Genomic DNA, 15,199 nt, shown 5'->3' on the forward strand with positions numbered 1-15,199 from the left:
CGGGCCGCGCCAGGGACGGCGCGTCCTGGCGGTCCGGCAGAAATCCTGAAGTAGTGAAGGGACCGCGCAGCGGCGGGCGGGCAGGACGGGAGCCCGGGGTCAAGGGGCCGCGGCGACTGGCGGCCCCTTGTCGGTCGCCCGCACGGGGCAAACTGAAACTCCCTGCCGCCTGGCGAGCGAAACCTTCTCAGAGCTTCCGAACGTCAGCTCCATGAAAGCCCTCCGCCGCCAGGCAAAAAACCATGCCTCATTGCACCATCATATTCGCCACCAGATACTTACGTCCGTCGGCATCTTCCTCGGTGTAAACCCCTTGTAACTCCGGAGAAAAACCAGGCAACTGGTTAATGCCCGCTTCCAGCGCCAGGAAATAGCGCTGTACCGCCCCGCCCCATGCTTCACCCGGTACCACACAAAGTACGCCAGGTGGATAAGGCAGTGCGCCTTCCGCCGCAATACGCCCTTCTGCCGTTGCAATCGGTACCAGCTCAACTTCACCACGAATATAAGCCTGATGCGCATCCTGTGGGTTCACTTTAACCTGCGGCAAACCCTGCTCGCGGAACATCATGCGTTGCAGATCTTTTACGTTAAAGCTCACGTACAGGTCGTGCATCTCCTGACACAGACGGCGCAAGGTGTAACCCGCGTAGCGTTTGGCGTTTTTACGGTAAAGCGTGGGCAGCACTTCAGCCAGCAGCGTATCGTCTTTAACATGCTGCTCAAACTGCGCCAACATCGCGACCAGAATCGCCATTTTTTCCGGGCTTTCTGCTGGCGTTAGCAGAAACAGAATGGAATTGAGATCGCATTTTTCCGGCACGATGCCGTTCTCACGCAGGTAGTTCGCCAGAATGGTCGCTGGAATACCAAAATCAGCGTATTCGCCACTGGCAGCATCAATGCCTGGTGTGGTCAGCAGCAACTTGCAAGGATCGACACGGTACTGATCGCGATCGTATCCGGCAAAACCGTGCCATTTAGCGTTAGGTTCGAAGCTAAAATAGTTAAGATCGCGTGCGATCGCTTCCGTTGGCGCATCCTGCCAGCGCTCGCCATTGACGATTTCCGGCACGAAAGGCAGGATCATTTCACAACGCTCAAAGATCGCTTTGCGCGCTTCAATGCCCAGCATCACGCACTCATCCCACATACGGCGTCCCGCCTCGCCCTGATGCATTTTGGCGTTAATATCCAGTGCGGCAAACAGCGGATAAAACGGGCTGGTTGATGCGTGCAGCATGAATGCGTTGTTCAACCGCTTGTGCGGGCAGAAACGCTTTTGCCCACGAATATGGTTATCTTTTTTATGAATCTGCGAGGTCTGCGAAAAGCCCGCCAGCTGCTTGTGCACTGACTGGGTAACAAAAATGCCGGGATCGTTTTCGTTAAGCTCAAGCGTCAGCGGAGAGCAACCTTCCATCAGCGGAATAAACTGCTCATAGCCCAGCCAGGCCGAGTCAAACAGAATGTAGTCACACAGATGACCAATGCGATCCACCACCTGACGCGCGTTGTAGACCGTGCCGTCGTAGGTGCCTAGCTGAATAATCGCCAGCCGGAATGGACGCGCGTCGTTGGCCCGCTCAGGTGCGACTTTCTGGATCTGTTCGCGCAGATAGCCGTCGTCAAAACAGTGCGCATCAATGCCGCCAATAAAGCCAAACGGATTACGGGCAGCCTCAAGATAAACAGGCGTTGCCCCTGCCTGGATCAGCGCACCATGATGGTTGGATTTATGATTATTGCGGTCAAACAGCACTAAATCACCGCGCGTCAGTAAAGCATTGGTGACCACTTTATTCGCGCTTGAAGTGCCATTTAACACAAAGTAGGTTTTATCCGCATTAAACACTTTGGCGGCAAATTTTTGTGCATGCTTCGCCGAGCCTTCATGGATCAGCAGATCGCCCAGCTTAACGTCGGCATTACACATGTCCGATCGAAAAACGTTTTCGCCATAAAAATCAAAAAATTGCTTACCTGCAGGATGCTTTTTAAAAAACGCACCGCCCTGATGACCGGGACAGGCAAACGTGCTGTTTTGCATGTCGACGTAACGCGTCAGAGTTTCAAAAAACGGCGGCAATAATGCGGCTTCATAAGCCTGAGCGGCGGTTTCCAATGCCACCCAATCCTGCGGCTCGCCATTCAGTTCACCCGTGACGCCAGGCAGGTGCATCACCTCTTCTTCGAAGGCATTGGCAACAAACACCGGTAAATTAAAACCAGTGTGACGTAACAACGCCAGCACGCCACTGCGTGTATCAGCCAGCGAGACGACCACAGCCGCCACATCGGTAAAATCAGTATTATCCAGCGTAACCACGTCGCGCGCAGTATTCAGGGTCAGATTAGGCGCAACAGCAGCGCTGGCAGCAATTTTAAGTGGTGTCATAACACAAATCCCTAACAGTCAGGGAGTGGGTGCCTGAGGCACGGCAATAGGGAAATTTCCCCGGCGAATAATGTCTGACGCGATAGACCGATAGACATCAGTAAAGAGTAGTCCTTACTCATGTCCAACAGTTGCGGCCCGATTGGCCTCACCGCATAGTGAACGATGTGTGTGTAACTGGCATGACGACGAGGAACAGTTCACGCGCCAGCTCAGGCGAGTGGGAACAAGTGCGGATGCGCATTGAACCGGACATGATAGCGTCCTCTGTTAGCGGGCGGTGGCAAGAAAAAAGTGGCGGTCATAATGTCATTTTTTACCGGCAGGAACAACCCGACAACTTTAAATATCAGGTCAATAAACACAAAATAAAAAAGCCTTAAATATCATTTAATTGCATTTAAAACGTTCATAGCCAACCGATTAAGTTTCTGTAATTAATGCAAAATTATGCAATATGCAAATACGGCAGCACCTTCATCAGCCTGTACTGGAACACCACCAAATTGCGGCACGTCGCGCACTTGTCGGTCCAGTGCCTACCGCAATCGGCGTATCCGGCGTAAACTTGCCTGATTATTCTTACGCCTGACGGAGGCTGCATGTTTAAGGCACTGGTCATCGACAATGACGAACAGGGTTACCGCTCTCAACTCAAAGAACTCTCCGAAACACAATTACCCGATCAAGACGTCACCCTCGACGTAAGCTATTCCACCCTCAACTACAAAGACGCGCTGGCAATCTGCAATAAAGGGCCGATTGTGCGCCAGTTCCCAATGGTGCCGGGGATTGATTTCGTCGGACGCGTCACGGCAAGCCGCCATCCTGACTGGCAAGAAGGCGATGCGGCGCTGCTCACTGGCTGGGGCGTTGGGGAAAAACACTGGGGCGGGCTGGCACAGAAAGCCCGCGTGTCTGGCGACTGGCTGGTCGCGCTGCCGGATACGCTGACACCCTTGAATACCATGGCAATTGGAACGGCGGGTTTTACCGCCATGCTGTGCGTGCTGGCGCTTGAAAAACAGGGCGTTAAGCCCGGTAGCGGTCCGGTTTTGGTCACCGGTGCCAGCGGAGGCGTCGGCAGCTTCAGCGTCGCTTTACTGGCAAAGCTTGGCTATGAGGTAATCGCCTCCAGCGGACGGGCCAGCGATGAAGCTTATTTAATCTCCACCCTGGGGGCCGCCGCGGTGATGGATCGCGCCGAGCTGACCCAACCCGGCAAGCCACTGGGCAAAGAGCGCTGGGCCGCCGCCATCGACAGCGTCGGCAGCCACACGCTGAGCAATGTGCTGGCCGGGATGCAGCGTGACGGCGTGGTGGCGGCCTGCGGCATGGCACAGGGGCTGGATCTGCCCACCAGCGTCGCGCCCTTTATTCTGCGCGGTGTGACGCTGGCAGGCGTAGACAGCGTGATGTGCCCTAAACCGCTGCGACAACAGGCCTGGCAGCGGCTGGGGCAGCTTCTGGATGATGCGTTACTGAGCCAGATGACAACAGTTATCCCGCTCAGTGAAGTATGCCAGGGCGCACAGGACCTGCTGGATGGCAAAATCCGGGGCCGTCTGATCGTCGACTGTGCTTAATGCTCTTTTACGGTCTGGAGCGACGAAGGCGGGCGCGTCAGCAATTCGCTCAGCCCCTGAATCGCCCAGATCGTCCCCTGCTCCATCACCGCTTTCGGCTCACCGGAAAAGTGCTGGCAGCGGGCGATGACGTCACCGTCCGGCAATGCCCATCCTACCCAAATCGTACCTGCGGGGGTGCCATCCTGTCCGCCGTCCGGCCCGGCATAGCCGCTGATAGCCAGACTGACCGGCTCACCAGAGCGTTCACACGCACCCCGAGCCATTTCGCATACGGTTTCCCGGCTTACCGCCGTATGTTTTTCCAGCGTGTCCTCGCTGACGCCAAGCAGTCGTACCTTGGCGCTTTCGCTATAGGTCACAAAACCGCTGGTAAAAAAATCGCCACTGTTTTCGACTGCAGCCAGCGTCATGCTGATTAATCCTGCTGTGCAGGACTCCGCCGTCGCCAGACGAAGACCAGAGGATAAAAGTTGCTGCCCCAGTAACGCTGCGGCCTCATTAAGTTTCATCATGGGTTTTCCTTTGTTTTCTGCCATGAGTGAAGTATGGCCGAAACCACACAACCTGAAACAGCTAATCTGATGTTTTATCAGAATAAACGCAGGCGCTTACCTGTACCGTTTCGGCTGGCGATGGGTTAAGGTTTGCGCTGCTGTCTGCCACGGGTGAGGATTCGCGTCAGGGTTAGCAACAAAACATCAAGACAAGAAACCCATGCGTAACAGCACAGCCGGACGCGCACGCTAATAGCGCCTGCTGGTCTGAGCGTTAACGAATAAGAAAGAGAGGGAAAGATGCAAAAACCCGTGATCGTCATCCACTACTGTACCCAATGTAACTGGCTGCTGCGCTCCGCCTGGATGGCGCAGGAACTGCTGCAAACTTTTGCACAGGACTTAGCCAGCGTGACGTTGCGTCCGGGCACCGGCGGTGTATTTGAAATTACCCTGGATGAGCATCTGTTGTGGGAACGCAAACGTGACGGCGGATTCCCCGATGCCCAGACGCTTAAGCAGCGGGTAAGGGATATCTGTTTCCCGGAGCGTTCGCTGGGGCACATTGATAAAAATAAATCTGACGACAGCTGATCGCCAGCCTCAGTCATTAACTGCGGTTGATTTCATCTGCCGCAGTCATCAGCACCGCAACAATTTTTTCCCGGGTCTCATCGGTAATCTCCTGCTGCGCCAGCCGAGTGTTTAAGGCACTTTTGAAGTGATAAATAGCCTGCTCAATCTCCGGAATGCTGCGGTTATTGACCAGAACCGCAAGGGATGACAAACGCTTAATCAGGCGAGATAACAATGCGGCATCGCGCTTTAGCATGGCATGGCCCGTTTCGGTCAGCACAAAAGCCTTACGCGCGGCGAGAGGATCATGGATATGAATGGCGTCCATCTCCTCCAGCCATGTCAGATTGGGATAAATGATACCAGGGCTGGGCGAATACTCGCCTTTTGACAGCTCCTCAATACATTTAATCAGCTCGTAACCATGCGTGGCGCGCTGCGAGATAAAATGCAGCATCAACAGACGGATCTCGCCCGCATCCAACATTTTTTCACGGCGCTTGCGACGTCCACTGCACGGCTCCGAATGCGCATCGTGGTTACTCTGCCCTGAATGTGCCGAATCCATTTTCATTCTCTGCCTGAGTCAGTGGAAAGAGCCTGATGGTAGTGGGCCGTCAGGCAAAATTCAATCAACAGCAGGTCACGTAAATCCAGTTAGCAGAAGAAGACTTACTTTTGATGCCAGTAAGCCACGGCACGCACAAAATCAGCGTCAACCCCGCGCTGCGTGGTGAAATAGTCACACAGCTGTTTCACGAACTGCCCTTCTCCGGTGAGCCAGATAAAGGCGTCGTGCTGTGGAATCGCTATCTTATCCAGTGCGGCAGTGAGCTGCGGTAAATCCGCCAACGTCATGTTACCCCTGCCGAGCCAGCTGATCTCTGCATTGCCGGTATCCGTCAGGTAAGCGCGCCCGGCGGCCTCATCGGCGTAGGCAAACAGATGCAGCGCCTCTGCCTTTACTGTGCTGCTGCGGCGCTTAAACGCTGGCAGCCCGGTTTCATCGCACACATAAAGCTGAAAAGCATAATCTGTCGGCACCAGCAAAGAACCCCGCGGACCACCGATGATTAAGGTATCACCCACCTGCGCCTGCGCTGCCCAGTTACTGGCGACGCCGCTTTCATGACTGTAAAAATCCAGCGTCAGCGATGACTGGCCGTCGAACGCCAGTGGCGTATAGTCGCGCGCTACCGGCCGCAAGCCGTCTTGCCACTGAATACCGTCCTCGTTGATCGTCGGCAGTGCCAGCGCTGCGCCGTCAGCGGAGGGAAAGAAGACCTTAATATGGTCGTCAAAACCTGGGGAGTTGAAGCCCATCAGGTCGTCACCTGTGAAGACGATGCGCCAAAACGTGTCGGCGAGCCTGGTTTTTGCGGCCACATGGATGCGACGAAAGCGCAGTTCGTTACGTACGCGTTCAGGTAAACGACGGGGATAAGATGTATGCACGGTAGCTCTCCGAAAACGCGGCTGTGCGAGCGGGGATGGTTTTCGCGCGGCCTGAGTAAATAGAAATCATTCTCATGTTAGCGGCTCAGGATAGCTATGATATATCTTAAGAACAATGACCAAAAATGCGATCGGTTATGAAGCGAGGGATCGCAAGGGAAGAAGAAACGGGCGCGTAAAAACAAAAAAGGCGCTTGCGCACCTTTTAAGAGGACTGACGGCAATAACGTTGTTATCGAACCGGGTTTTGTCCGCTGCTTTGAGGCAGAGAGCTGTCACCGAGTATCTCGTTATGCGTGCCCTGCGAGGCAGGGTGCAAACCTGTTGGCACATTGACAGGATCGGTCATTTGCGCGCCAGCCAGAGCCGGAGCCACAGACAGCGCGATAGCCAGCAGCATTGCTGATATCTGGGAAAGTTTAATCATAGTTTTTAGCCTGATAAGGCGCAGAAAGCAGGTGAATATTCCAGCTCAGAGAAATAAAAGCCGTCGTAGTGGCTCCTCAGTGAGCTTCAGGGAGAATTTTACGCCTCGCCAGATTACCTGCTTATAAAATCGTGCGCTTTATCACAGTATGGCGCACGTAATGTGCATTCAGCATTGCGTTACCGGGATGGAAAATACGCCTTCAATGTTGTCAGCTGTGCACCGGGCTAAATCCAGGCACAGTAAATCCATCCCCGGACGGCAGGCAACGCCCAGTTTGGGCAAATGCAGATAATAAATATCCGCGATAAAACGCGTGAGTTGTTCCGGCGTACCGCTCCACGTAAGGCTGGCATACAGGCCAGGCTCAACTATGCGGACCGGCTTATCCTGATGGACATCAGCCGCTGGCTGAACCTCAACCCCGCGAAACAGACTGATGTGCTGCTGTTCAACCGCGCTGCTTCCGGGACCGTACTGAAACCCCAGCCAGCCGTGTGCAGTTCCCTGATGTGCAAGGACAAAATGACGAACCTGTTCGGCAACGCGCTGATGGCGATCGCTTATATAGTCGCCGTACCTGCACTCCCACTCCAGCGTCTCGCCCTGCAACTGCAACGCCTCTTCACGTACTGTCAGTAACACCTGTTTTACTGGCGCGCGCTGGGCAATGCGTCCGTGAAAATGGCGCACAGGTAAGACTCTGAGGCGTCGGAAAGCCCCCGGCGTCATCGTGAAATGGTTTTTAAAGACACGATTAAAATTTTGCTGATTTTCAAAGCCGAAACGCACCGCAACATCAATCAACGGCATGCGGGTCAGTCGCAGTGCCATGGCGGCGAGCGTGAGCCGGCGTTTTCGCGTATAGGCCGCCAGTGTTTGCCCGGTCATCTCCTTGAACAAACGCTGCATATGCCATTTTGAGTAGCCGGATTTGAGGGTGATCTGGTCGATATTAATGTCGTTGGTCAGGTTGGCCTCAATCCAGTCGACTAAATCATTAATATGCTGTTTTTTTATGGTTTGACTTAGCATTGATGTATGAACAGAAAAAGAGGGGGAAATTCGTCATAAAAGAGTAACAAAAAGCCTTACAAAATGTAATGAAGCGCAGGGTAAACGTCAGGATGGACGGCGAAAAGCGCATTAATTGCCTGGGTTACTATTAAAAAAGCCAGCCCGAAGGCTGGCCGATAACAGAAGAACAGAGCAAACCGGGTACGATATCCTGCCCCGGTTTCGGTACGCAGTGGGTGAAGCTTAGTGGCTGCGCATGCCAGCGGCGGTCATCATCATTCTGAACAGCGTGGCCACCACACCGAGTGCCAGCACACTTGCCCCATAGATAACCACCAGCCACAGCACGCGTTTCCACCACGGCGACCGGGTTTCATTCTGACGTTCTTTGCTGCTGACCTGGGTCTGCATATCAATGGTATCCTTCGTCTGCTTTGATTTTTCCGCGGAACACGTAATAGCTCCAGAAGGTGTAGCCCAGGATCATCGGGATAATCAGCAGGCTGCCCACCAGCATAAATGCCTGACTCTGTGGTGGAGAAGCCGCATCCCAGATAGAAACTGAGGGCGGAATAATATTCGGCCAGATACTGATTCCCAGACCTGAGAAGCCCAGGAAAATCAGCGCCAGCGTCAGCAGGAAAGGCGAATAGTGCGCCTCACGCTTGATGGCGCTTCTCAGTCCCCAGGCACACAGCAGCACCAGAACGGGCACCGGCAGGAACCAGAACAGATTCGGCATGCTGAACCAGCGGTGCGCAATGTTATGGTGGGTAAAGGGTGTCCAGATGCTGATCACGCCAATAATGACCAGCAGTGCCACGAGCAGCGGCGTTGCCAGTGCGGACATTTTACGGTGCAGCTCATGCTCGGTTTTCATGATAAGCCAGGTACAGCCCAGTAATGCATAGGCCACCACCAGTCCGACGCCGCAGAACAGCGGGAACGGGGCCAGCCAGTCCATCGTGGAACCTGCAAAGCTACGACCGGATACCGGAATACCGTCCAGCATGGCACCTACCGCAACGCCCTGGCTAAAGGTCGCCAGCAGCGAACCGGCGATAAACGACTTGTCCCAAAATGCCCGGTGATGCTCGACGGCCTTAAAACGGAACTCAAAGGCCACGCCGCGAAAAATCAACCCAATCAGCATGGCGGTGAGCGGGATAGAAAGCGCATCCGCAATAACCGCGTAGGCCAGGGGGAACGCGCCAAACAGGCCCGCACCACCCAGCACCAGCCAGGTTTCGTTACCATCCCAGACTGGCGCAACCGTATTCACCATCATGTCGCGCTCGCCTGCATCCTTATTGAAAGGAAACAGCAGGCCAATGCCCAGGTCGAAACCGTCCATCACGATATACATCAGGACAGCAAAAACGATAATCGCGAACCAGATAACAGAGTAATCAACCATCTCAACGCTCCTCATTCTGGTGAGTGGCAGCAGAGAGCGGACGTGATGGCGTTTTGATCTGACCGGGGCCACCCGTTTCAACGATATCGCCTTCGCCCGTCACCGGACCCTGCTTAATCAACCGCATCATATAGTGATAACCCACACCGAAGACGGAGGAGTAAACCAGGATAAAGGCGAGCAGGCTGATACTCATGTGCATTTCGCCATGCGGCGATACCGCATCGATAGTGCGCTGTACGCCATAAACGACCCACGGCTGACGGCCAATTTCTGTGGTAAACCAGCCGGCTAAGATGGCAATCAGGCCCGATGGCCCCATCAGTAAGGCAAACCACAGGAACGGACGCGACTCGTACAGGCGCCCTTTAAAGCGTAACCACAAGCTGACCACGCCCAGCGTAATCATCAACAGGCCCAGCGCCACCATCACGCGGAATGACCAGAAGATGATGGTTGAGTTTGGACGATCTTCTTTCGGGAAGGATTTTAGCGCCGGTACCTGCTTATCCAGACTGTGCGTCAGAATAAGGCTGCCAAGATAAGGAATCTCCAGCGCATACTTAGTGCGTTCTTCTTCCATATCCGGCACACCAAACAGAATGAGTGGCGTCGCTTCACCCGGCGGGTTTTCCCAGTGGCCTTCGATAGCCGCAATTTTTGCCGGCTGGTGTTCCAGGGTATTCAGCCCGTGCGCATCCCCAATCATGGCCTGAACCGGTGCCACAATCAGCGCCATCCACAACGCCATTGAGAACATCTTACGAATGGCGGGATTGTCATTGCCTTTAAGTAAATGCCAGGCTGCAGAAGCGCCCACAAAGAAGGCACTGGCCAAAAAGGCCGCCACGGACATATGTAACAGGCGATAAGGGAATGACGGGTTAAAGACAATTTTAAACCAGTCTTCCGGCACGACAACGCCGTTCTGAATCAGGTAGCCCTGCGGCGTTTGCATCCAGCTGTTGGAGGACAGAATCCAGAACGTGGAAATTAACGTGCCGAGCGCCACCATGCAGGTCGCAAAGTAGTGCAGGCCGGGACCGACACGGTTCCAACCGAATAACATCACCCCCAGAAAACCGGCTTCCAGGAAGAACGCCGTTAATACTTCGTAGGTCAGCAACGGGCCGGTAATACTGCCCGCAAACTGAGAAAAACCACTCCAGTTGGTGCCAAACTGATACGCCATGACCAGCCCGGAAACCACGCCCATACCAAAGTTCACCGCAAAGATTTTCGACCAAAAATGATAGAGATCGCGATAAGTTTGATTATGCGTTTTTAGCCACATTCCCTCCAGCACAGCCAGAAAACTGGCCAGGCCGATCGTGATGGCGGGAAAGATAATATGGAAGGAAACAGTAAATGCGAACTGAATCCTGGCGAGATGAAAGGCATCTAATCCAAACATTGCTTACCTCTTTGCCACATAGAACACCATATAGTTACTTATAATTAACAACTTATGTACAAAGAACGTCATCCCATTGCACAGAAAAATTCCATGGCGAATGTAAAACGCTTCGCCCTGGTAAAACAGAGACAATCAGATATGTAAAAACTATAACAGTATTTTTTGATTTAGATCATTTTTTTGTTGAAAGATCTTTTATTTGAAAAACAACAATAAAAAGTTAATTACAGCGCCGCAATGTGACATTTTTGTTATTAAATTAGAGGCTAAAAAAGTACATTCCCGTCAGGCTGTACTGGGTAAAAAAAACCTCGCAACTCGCTGTTTTTCTCTGTTATTCAGCCTTTCCCGGCTGGCTTAAATCCGGTAAAAATCTACATCCCACAATAAAATCACTTGTTTTTTATATTGTTAGCAGGATAGTGATCTTATCTTCTCTCTCTGACGGTTTTTGCCCGTTCGGGACATATTTAACCAAGAATAAATAAGCGTTTACTCGCGCCATTCAGCACAGGCCAGTTTGCTATTTATGTTAAAATTTAACGCAGTATGTAAATAAAGAACTATCAGCTAAAACCCAAAGTCATTATTTCTTCCCGATAGCTCGCTGAAATAACCGCATTAGTAAAAACGATGTTAAAAAATGCCAGCGAACAACCTCCCCTGTGGCGCTGGCCGGTTGTTCATGCCGGTCAGATGCAGTGCAGCCTTTACTCTGCGTAATCGGCTATGGCCAGGCTGGCGCGTCACCTGACAGGCAAGCGCGCCCCGTTCAGGGTGAAAATTTATTCCCCGGTGGCGTCTTTTTCACGATGAGACAGAATGCGATCAACGTTCTCTTCTAACCAGTCGGCCAGGCCGACCACCTGCTCCCCCACTTCCAGGCCCAATGGCGTGAGGCGATACTCCACATGCGGAGGCACCACATCATAGGCAATACGCTGCACAAAACCGTCTTCTTCCATGTAGCGCAGGCTCTGTGCCAGCATGCGTTCACTCACGCCGCCCACCGTCCGCCGTAACTCGCTAAACCGTAGCGTTTTATCTTTCAGCGCCAGCAGGATTAACACGCTCCAGCGGCTGGTAATGCGCTTTAACAGGTCACGTGACGGACAGTTAACGTGCAACAGCTCACCGCGTTTAAATCTTTCACTAATCTTTTCAGACATTTAGTTATATCACTCCACGCTAACAATTCTGTAAGTACTTACTAAAAGTTAGTTTATCGCTTAGGCTGTTTTTTACCAACCCTATGTTAAAGGAGTTACCCAATGATCGCTGTTACTGGTGCGACTGGCCAGCTGGGCCGTTTAGTCATAGAAGCATTACGCAAAAAGATTGCTGCAGACCACATTGTTGCCACCGTGCGCTCGCCCGCTAAAGCCGGTGACCTTGCCGCATTGGGCGTTGTAGTGCGTGAAGCGGATTACAACAAACCTGAGACCTTAGCGGCCGCCTTTAAAGGGGTAGATAAAGTACTGCTGATTTCGGGAAGTGAAGTGGGCCAACGTGAAGCTCAGCACCGCGCCGTGATAGACGCAGCCAAAGCCGCAGGCGTGAAATTTATTGCCTATACCAGCCTGCTGCATACTGATACTTCTCCGCTCTCACTTGGCATTGAGCATCGCGCGACCGAAGCCATGCTGGCGACCTCTGGTGTGCCTTCCGCCCTGCTGCGCAACGGTTGGTACACCGAAAACTATGCCGCCAGCATCGCGCCAGCCCTGGCACATCATGTGTTCCTTGGTGCTGCGGGCGAAGGACGAATCTCTTCTGCTGCGCGCCAGGATTATGCTGAGGCAGCGGCCGAAGTGATGGTTCGTGACGATCAGGCCGGAAAAGTGTACGAGCTGGCAGGCGATGACAGTTACACCCTGGCTGAATTTGCCGCTGAAATTGCGGCACAAAGCGGAGAAAAAGTCGATTACGTGAACCTGCCACAGGCGGAGTTTGCCGCAGCGCTGAAAGCCGCAGGTTTACCGGCACCGCTGGCGGACTTACTGGCGGACTCCGACGTGGGTGTTGCTCAGGGCGGGCTGTTCGATGATTCGCGCACGCTGAGCCAGCTTATTGGTCGCCCCACCACCGCTTATCAGGACGTGATTCGCGCGACGCTGGCAAAAGGCTAAGGTCGACCCGCTAACCCCCGCTTTACTCGCTAACGACGCCGTCGTCTACCGGAGCAGGATAACCGGTAGACGACGGCGATCTTGTCTTGATTGCGCCTGATGCCTGCATCCTTATCGCCTCTTGCCCGCGAGGCGTACACCATGATTCGGTACACGCCGAAGCAAGACATTTTGCCGTGCGTAAACTGCCTGCATGTTTACTCATGGAGATCCAAAATGATTGCTGTTCTTTTTGAAGCAGAGGCACTGCCTGCAGCGCAACAACGCTACCTTACACTGGCGGCTGAGTTGACACCCGCGCTGGCCGAAATACCGGGGTTTATCAGGATCGAACGATTTCAGAGCCTGAGCGCGCCCGGCAAGGTTTTATCGTTATCGTGGTGGGAGGATGAGAGTGCAGTAAGAAACTGGCGGGAAAACACGCGGCATCAGTCGGCACAGGAAGAAGGTAAAAAACGCATTTTTGCCCATTACCAGATACGCGTTGTCCAGCTCATTCGGGACTATTCAGGGCCAGAGGGGCGCGATCATGTTTGATATTCACGTCGTGTTCAGTAATACACCGGGGGCGCTTTCATCATTTGGCACCCTGCTCGGCCAGCATGGCATTGGGCTGGAAGGCGGTGGCGTTTTTACAACGTCGCACGAGAGCCACGCGCATTTTCTTGTTGAAGAGGGGCCCAAAGCACATCAGTTATTGTCTGACGCCGGTTTCGACGTCAGAGAGCTCAAAAAACCGTTGATCAGGAAGTTAGCGCAGGCACAGCCGGGAGAACTGGGTGAAATTGCGCGGGTCATTGCGGAAAATGGCATTACTATACTGGTTCAATACAGCGATCACAGTAACCGACTGATCCTCATCACCGATGATGATGAGCGGGCTGGTGACGTCACCCGAACATGGACATTAGCGACAGCATGAAACTGATCCCTTCCCGGCATCAACAAGATCATCCGCCTTCACTGGAGACCAGCATGTCTGCGGTCGCCACCGCGATGGCGGATGCATCCAGAATGCATATTCTCTGTGCACTAATGGATGGCCGGGCATGGACCGCCACTGAGCTAAGCGTGGTTGCCGACATCGCCCCTTCCACCACCAGCGGTCATTTGCATAAGTTGCTTGATACCGGCCTGATCGTCTGTGTGGTGCAGGGCAGGCATCGCTACTACAGCCTGGCCGATCGCGAGGTTGCCGGGCTACTGGAAAACCTGATGGGCGTTTCGGTTAAGCCCGGTAACGCCGTTAAAACCACGACGCCAAACCGGCTGAGGCGAGCCCGAACCTGCTACGACCATCTGGCCGGTGAGATTGCGGTCGAGATCTATGATTTTCTGCAATCGGCAGGCTGGATAACGTCAGACGGCACAGCCTTAACGCCGTGCGGCACGGCGAACTTTGACAAGGCGGGCATCGTGCTTGCCCCTCGTTCCCGACGAAAAGCATGCTGTCCCTGTCTGGACTGGAGTGAAAGACGCTTTCATGCCGGGGGCGAAGTGGGTGCCGCTTTGTTACGCTTTCTGCTGCAAAAGCACTGGCTGATGCAGGCGCCGGGATACCGGGAGCTTGTTGTAACGGACAGCGGCAAAGCGGCACTGCAGCGTCTGTTCAGTATCAGCCCGATCTGACCGCCGCCCTGTATTGCCCGTTTGTTCAGCACAGGTTACAGGCTTAGCGCTCAGGTTCAGCATCCCGCCGCATCAGCAAGGTATCGTGAAAAACGCCGTTGACATAAAGCGCAGCAACATCTGTCGCGTAGGTCTGAAACCCCGCCGAGCGGTACAGCCTGGCAGCCGCGATGTTGGTGGCGCTCACGGCGAGTTTCAGGCTGCGGCATTCACGGGCTTCCGCTATCGCAGCCGTGAGCAGCGCCTTCGCCAGTCCGCTGCCCCGCCATTCAGGACGCACATACATTCCCCAGAGCGTGGCGATGTGCCGCTGTTTCACGCCTGGATTAAAGCGCACGCCGACGATGCCAGCTGTCTGGCCCTGGTCATCGATGCCCGCCAGCATACGGTTTTCACGTAGCATTGCCGCAAAAAAAGCGTCCGGCTGCTGACGCTCGCGATCGTAATCCGCGCCAAAGGCGTCGGGATGACGCCTGAGTGCCTCCAGTCTGATAGCACGGAATGCCGACACATCCTGCTCAGCGAGAGGTTGTAAGATGTAAGGTTTCACCACGGAATTGTCCTTAGCGGGGTTGTTCGCACCATTTTGCTTTATCCTGACACTTCTGTGTATTTTGACGGCTACGCAGGTCAAAAACATGCCCGCTGGCG

General features: G+C 53.8%; 17 protein-coding genes. 6 read left to right on the top strand and 11 right to left on the bottom strand.

All coding sequences use genetic code 11. The features are described 5' to 3' along the window. Positions 1–247: 247 nt before the first annotated feature. Entirely contained in the window at positions 248–2,398 is a 2,151-nt protein-coding gene (locus CMR03_RS14030; protein ID WP_096011799.1) for an ornithine decarboxylase, read from the bottom strand. 602 nt (positions 2,399–3,000) lie between these two features. On the opposite strand from CMR03_RS14030, the gene acuI reads away from it, so the two are divergent. After that, positions 3,001–3,984 (top strand): acrylyl-CoA reductase (NADPH), encoded by a 984-nt coding sequence (acuI, locus tag CMR03_RS14035; protein ID WP_096011800.1) that lies wholly within the window; start codon positions 3,001–3,003, stop codon positions 3,982–3,984. Here acuI and CMR03_RS14040 read toward each other — a convergent pair. After that, positions 3,981–4,499, bottom strand: coding sequence for a CinA family protein (locus CMR03_RS14040; protein WP_096011801.1), 519 nt, complete (start codon positions 4,497–4,499; stop codon positions 3,981–3,983). The two genes, acuI and CMR03_RS14040, sit on opposite strands and share 4 nt — an antisense overlap. A gap of 282 nt (positions 4,500–4,781) precedes the next feature. Between CMR03_RS14040 and CMR03_RS14045 the strand changes: the two genes are divergently transcribed. Further along, positions 4,782–5,075: an Rdx family protein gene (locus CMR03_RS14045; protein WP_063880854.1), complete on the top strand. Its 294-nt coding sequence runs from the start codon at positions 4,782–4,784 to the stop codon at positions 5,073–5,075. A gap of 16 nt (positions 5,076–5,091) precedes the next feature. Here CMR03_RS14045 and CMR03_RS14050 read toward each other — a convergent pair whose 3' ends face one another. From CMR03_RS14050 to CMR03_RS14085, 8 genes are all read right to left on the bottom strand, one after another. Further along, the gene (locus CMR03_RS14050; RefSeq protein ID WP_096011802.1) at positions 5,092–5,631 is read right to left on the bottom strand and encodes a PadR family transcriptional regulator; all 540 of its coding nucleotides are present in this window, start codon (positions 5,629–5,631) and stop codon (positions 5,092–5,094) included. 98 nt (positions 5,632–5,729) lie between these two features. Next, positions 5,730–6,512, bottom strand: a complete 783-nt coding sequence (locus tag CMR03_RS14055; protein WP_096011803.1) for a siderophore-interacting protein — start codon at positions 6,510–6,512, stop codon at positions 5,730–5,732. 232 nt (positions 6,513–6,744) lie between these two features. Next, positions 6,745–6,939, bottom strand: coding sequence for a hypothetical protein (locus CMR03_RS14060; RefSeq protein ID WP_096011804.1), 195 nt, complete (start codon positions 6,937–6,939; stop codon positions 6,745–6,747). 168 nt (positions 6,940–7,107) lie between these two features. After that, positions 7,108–7,974 (bottom strand): helix-turn-helix domain-containing protein, encoded by an 867-nt coding sequence (locus CMR03_RS14065; protein ID WP_096011805.1) that lies wholly within the window; start codon positions 7,972–7,974, stop codon positions 7,108–7,110. Between the two features lie 225 nt (positions 7,975–8,199). Then, complete coding sequence (locus tag CMR03_RS14070; protein WP_074181036.1) at positions 8,200–8,367, bottom strand: DUF2474 domain-containing protein; 168 nt, start codon at positions 8,365–8,367, stop codon at positions 8,200–8,202. 1 nt (position 8,368) lies between these two features. Further along, a complete protein-coding gene (cydB, locus tag CMR03_RS14075) occupies positions 8,369–9,373 on the bottom strand; it encodes a cytochrome d ubiquinol oxidase subunit II (RefSeq protein ID WP_063880859.1) in 1,005 nt (334 codons plus the stop codon). 1 nt (position 9,374) lies between these two features. Further along, a complete protein-coding gene (locus tag CMR03_RS14080; RefSeq protein WP_063880860.1) occupies positions 9,375–10,787 on the bottom strand; it encodes a cytochrome ubiquinol oxidase subunit I in 1,413 nt (470 codons plus the stop codon). Between the two features lie 788 nt (positions 10,788–11,575). Then, positions 11,576–11,959 (bottom strand): winged helix-turn-helix transcriptional regulator, encoded by a 384-nt coding sequence (locus CMR03_RS14085; RefSeq protein ID WP_063880861.1) that lies wholly within the window; start codon positions 11,957–11,959, stop codon positions 11,576–11,578. A 102-nt stretch (positions 11,960–12,061) separates the two neighbouring features. On the opposite strand from CMR03_RS14085, the gene CMR03_RS14090 reads away from it, so the two are divergent. The 4 genes from CMR03_RS14090 to CMR03_RS14105 all read left to right on the top strand — a co-directional run bounded on the left by CMR03_RS14090 (position 12,062) and on the right by CMR03_RS14105 (position 14,548). Beyond that, on the top strand, positions 12,062–12,919 hold the full coding sequence (locus CMR03_RS14090) for an SDR family oxidoreductase (protein WP_096011806.1): 858 nt from the start codon (positions 12,062–12,064) through the stop codon (positions 12,917–12,919). A 216-nt stretch (positions 12,920–13,135) separates the two neighbouring features. Then, complete coding sequence (locus CMR03_RS14095; RefSeq protein WP_096011807.1) at positions 13,136–13,456, top strand: antibiotic biosynthesis monooxygenase family protein; 321 nt, start codon at positions 13,136–13,138, stop codon at positions 13,454–13,456. Continuing rightward, positions 13,449–13,841 carry an amino acid-binding protein gene (locus CMR03_RS14100; RefSeq protein WP_096011808.1) on the top strand — a complete coding sequence of 131 codons (393 nt, stop codon included), beginning with the start codon at positions 13,449–13,451 and terminating at the stop codon, positions 13,839–13,841. Before CMR03_RS14095 ends, CMR03_RS14100 begins: the two co-directional genes overlap by 8 nt. Then, on the top strand, positions 13,820–14,548 hold the full coding sequence (locus CMR03_RS14105) for an ArsR/SmtB family transcription factor (protein ID WP_096011809.1): 729 nt from the start codon (positions 13,820–13,822) through the stop codon (positions 14,546–14,548). The genes CMR03_RS14100 and CMR03_RS14105 overlap by 22 nt, the downstream gene beginning before the upstream one ends. Before the next feature lie 43 nt (positions 14,549–14,591). Here the strand turns inward: CMR03_RS14105 and CMR03_RS14110 are convergent, their stop codons facing one another. Beyond that, entirely contained in the window at positions 14,592–15,098 is a 507-nt protein-coding gene (locus CMR03_RS14110; RefSeq protein ID WP_096011834.1) for a GNAT family N-acetyltransferase, read from the bottom strand. Between the last annotated feature and the right edge of the window lie 101 nt (positions 15,099–15,199).

It is taken from the genome of Pantoea allii, assembly GCF_002307475.1.
In the GTDB taxonomy this organism is placed as follows: Bacteria; Pseudomonadota; Gammaproteobacteria; order Enterobacterales; family Enterobacteriaceae; genus Pantoea; species Pantoea allii.

What these genes read in the sequence shown, in the direction of transcription:
- CMR03_RS14030 (WP_096011799.1), bottom strand. Translation starts at nt 2,398, where the DNA reads ATGACACCACTTAAAATTGCTGCCAGCGCTGCTGTTGCGCCTAATCTG.
- acuI (WP_096011800.1), top strand. Translation starts at nt 3,001, where the DNA reads ATGTTTAAGGCACTGGTCATCGACAATGACGAACAGGGTTACCGCTCT.
- CMR03_RS14040 (WP_096011801.1), bottom strand. Translation starts at nt 4,499, where the DNA reads ATGATGAAACTTAATGAGGCCGCAGCGTTACTGGGGCAGCAACTTTTA.
- CMR03_RS14045 (WP_063880854.1), top strand. Translation starts at nt 4,782, where the DNA reads ATGCAAAAACCCGTGATCGTCATCCACTACTGTACCCAATGTAACTGG.
- CMR03_RS14050 (WP_096011802.1), bottom strand. Translation starts at nt 5,631, where the DNA reads ATGAAAATGGATTCGGCACATTCAGGGCAGAGTAACCACGATGCGCAT.
- CMR03_RS14060 (WP_096011804.1), bottom strand. Translation starts at nt 6,939, where the DNA reads ATGATTAAACTTTCCCAGATATCAGCAATGCTGCTGGCTATCGCGCTG.
- CMR03_RS14065 (WP_096011805.1), bottom strand. Translation starts at nt 7,974, where the DNA reads ATGCTAAGTCAAACCATAAAAAAACAGCATATTAATGATTTAGTCGAC.
- CMR03_RS14070 (WP_074181036.1), bottom strand. Translation starts at nt 8,367, where the DNA reads ATGCAGACCCAGGTCAGCAGCAAAGAACGTCAGAATGAAACCCGGTCG.
- cydB (WP_063880859.1), bottom strand. Translation starts at nt 9,373, where the DNA reads ATGGTTGATTACTCTGTTATCTGGTTCGCGATTATCGTTTTTGCTGTC.
- CMR03_RS14080 (WP_063880860.1), bottom strand. Translation starts at nt 10,787, where the DNA reads ATGTTTGGATTAGATGCCTTTCATCTCGCCAGGATTCAGTTCGCATTT.
- CMR03_RS14085 (WP_063880861.1), bottom strand. Translation starts at nt 11,959, where the DNA reads ATGTCTGAAAAGATTAGTGAAAGATTTAAACGCGGTGAGCTGTTGCAC.
- CMR03_RS14090 (WP_096011806.1), top strand. Translation starts at nt 12,062, where the DNA reads ATGATCGCTGTTACTGGTGCGACTGGCCAGCTGGGCCGTTTAGTCATA.
- CMR03_RS14095 (WP_096011807.1), top strand. Translation starts at nt 13,136, where the DNA reads ATGATTGCTGTTCTTTTTGAAGCAGAGGCACTGCCTGCAGCGCAACAA.
- CMR03_RS14100 (WP_096011808.1), top strand. Translation starts at nt 13,449, where the DNA reads ATGTTTGATATTCACGTCGTGTTCAGTAATACACCGGGGGCGCTTTCA.
- CMR03_RS14105 (WP_096011809.1), top strand. Translation starts at nt 13,820, where the DNA reads ATGGACATTAGCGACAGCATGAAACTGATCCCTTCCCGGCATCAACAA.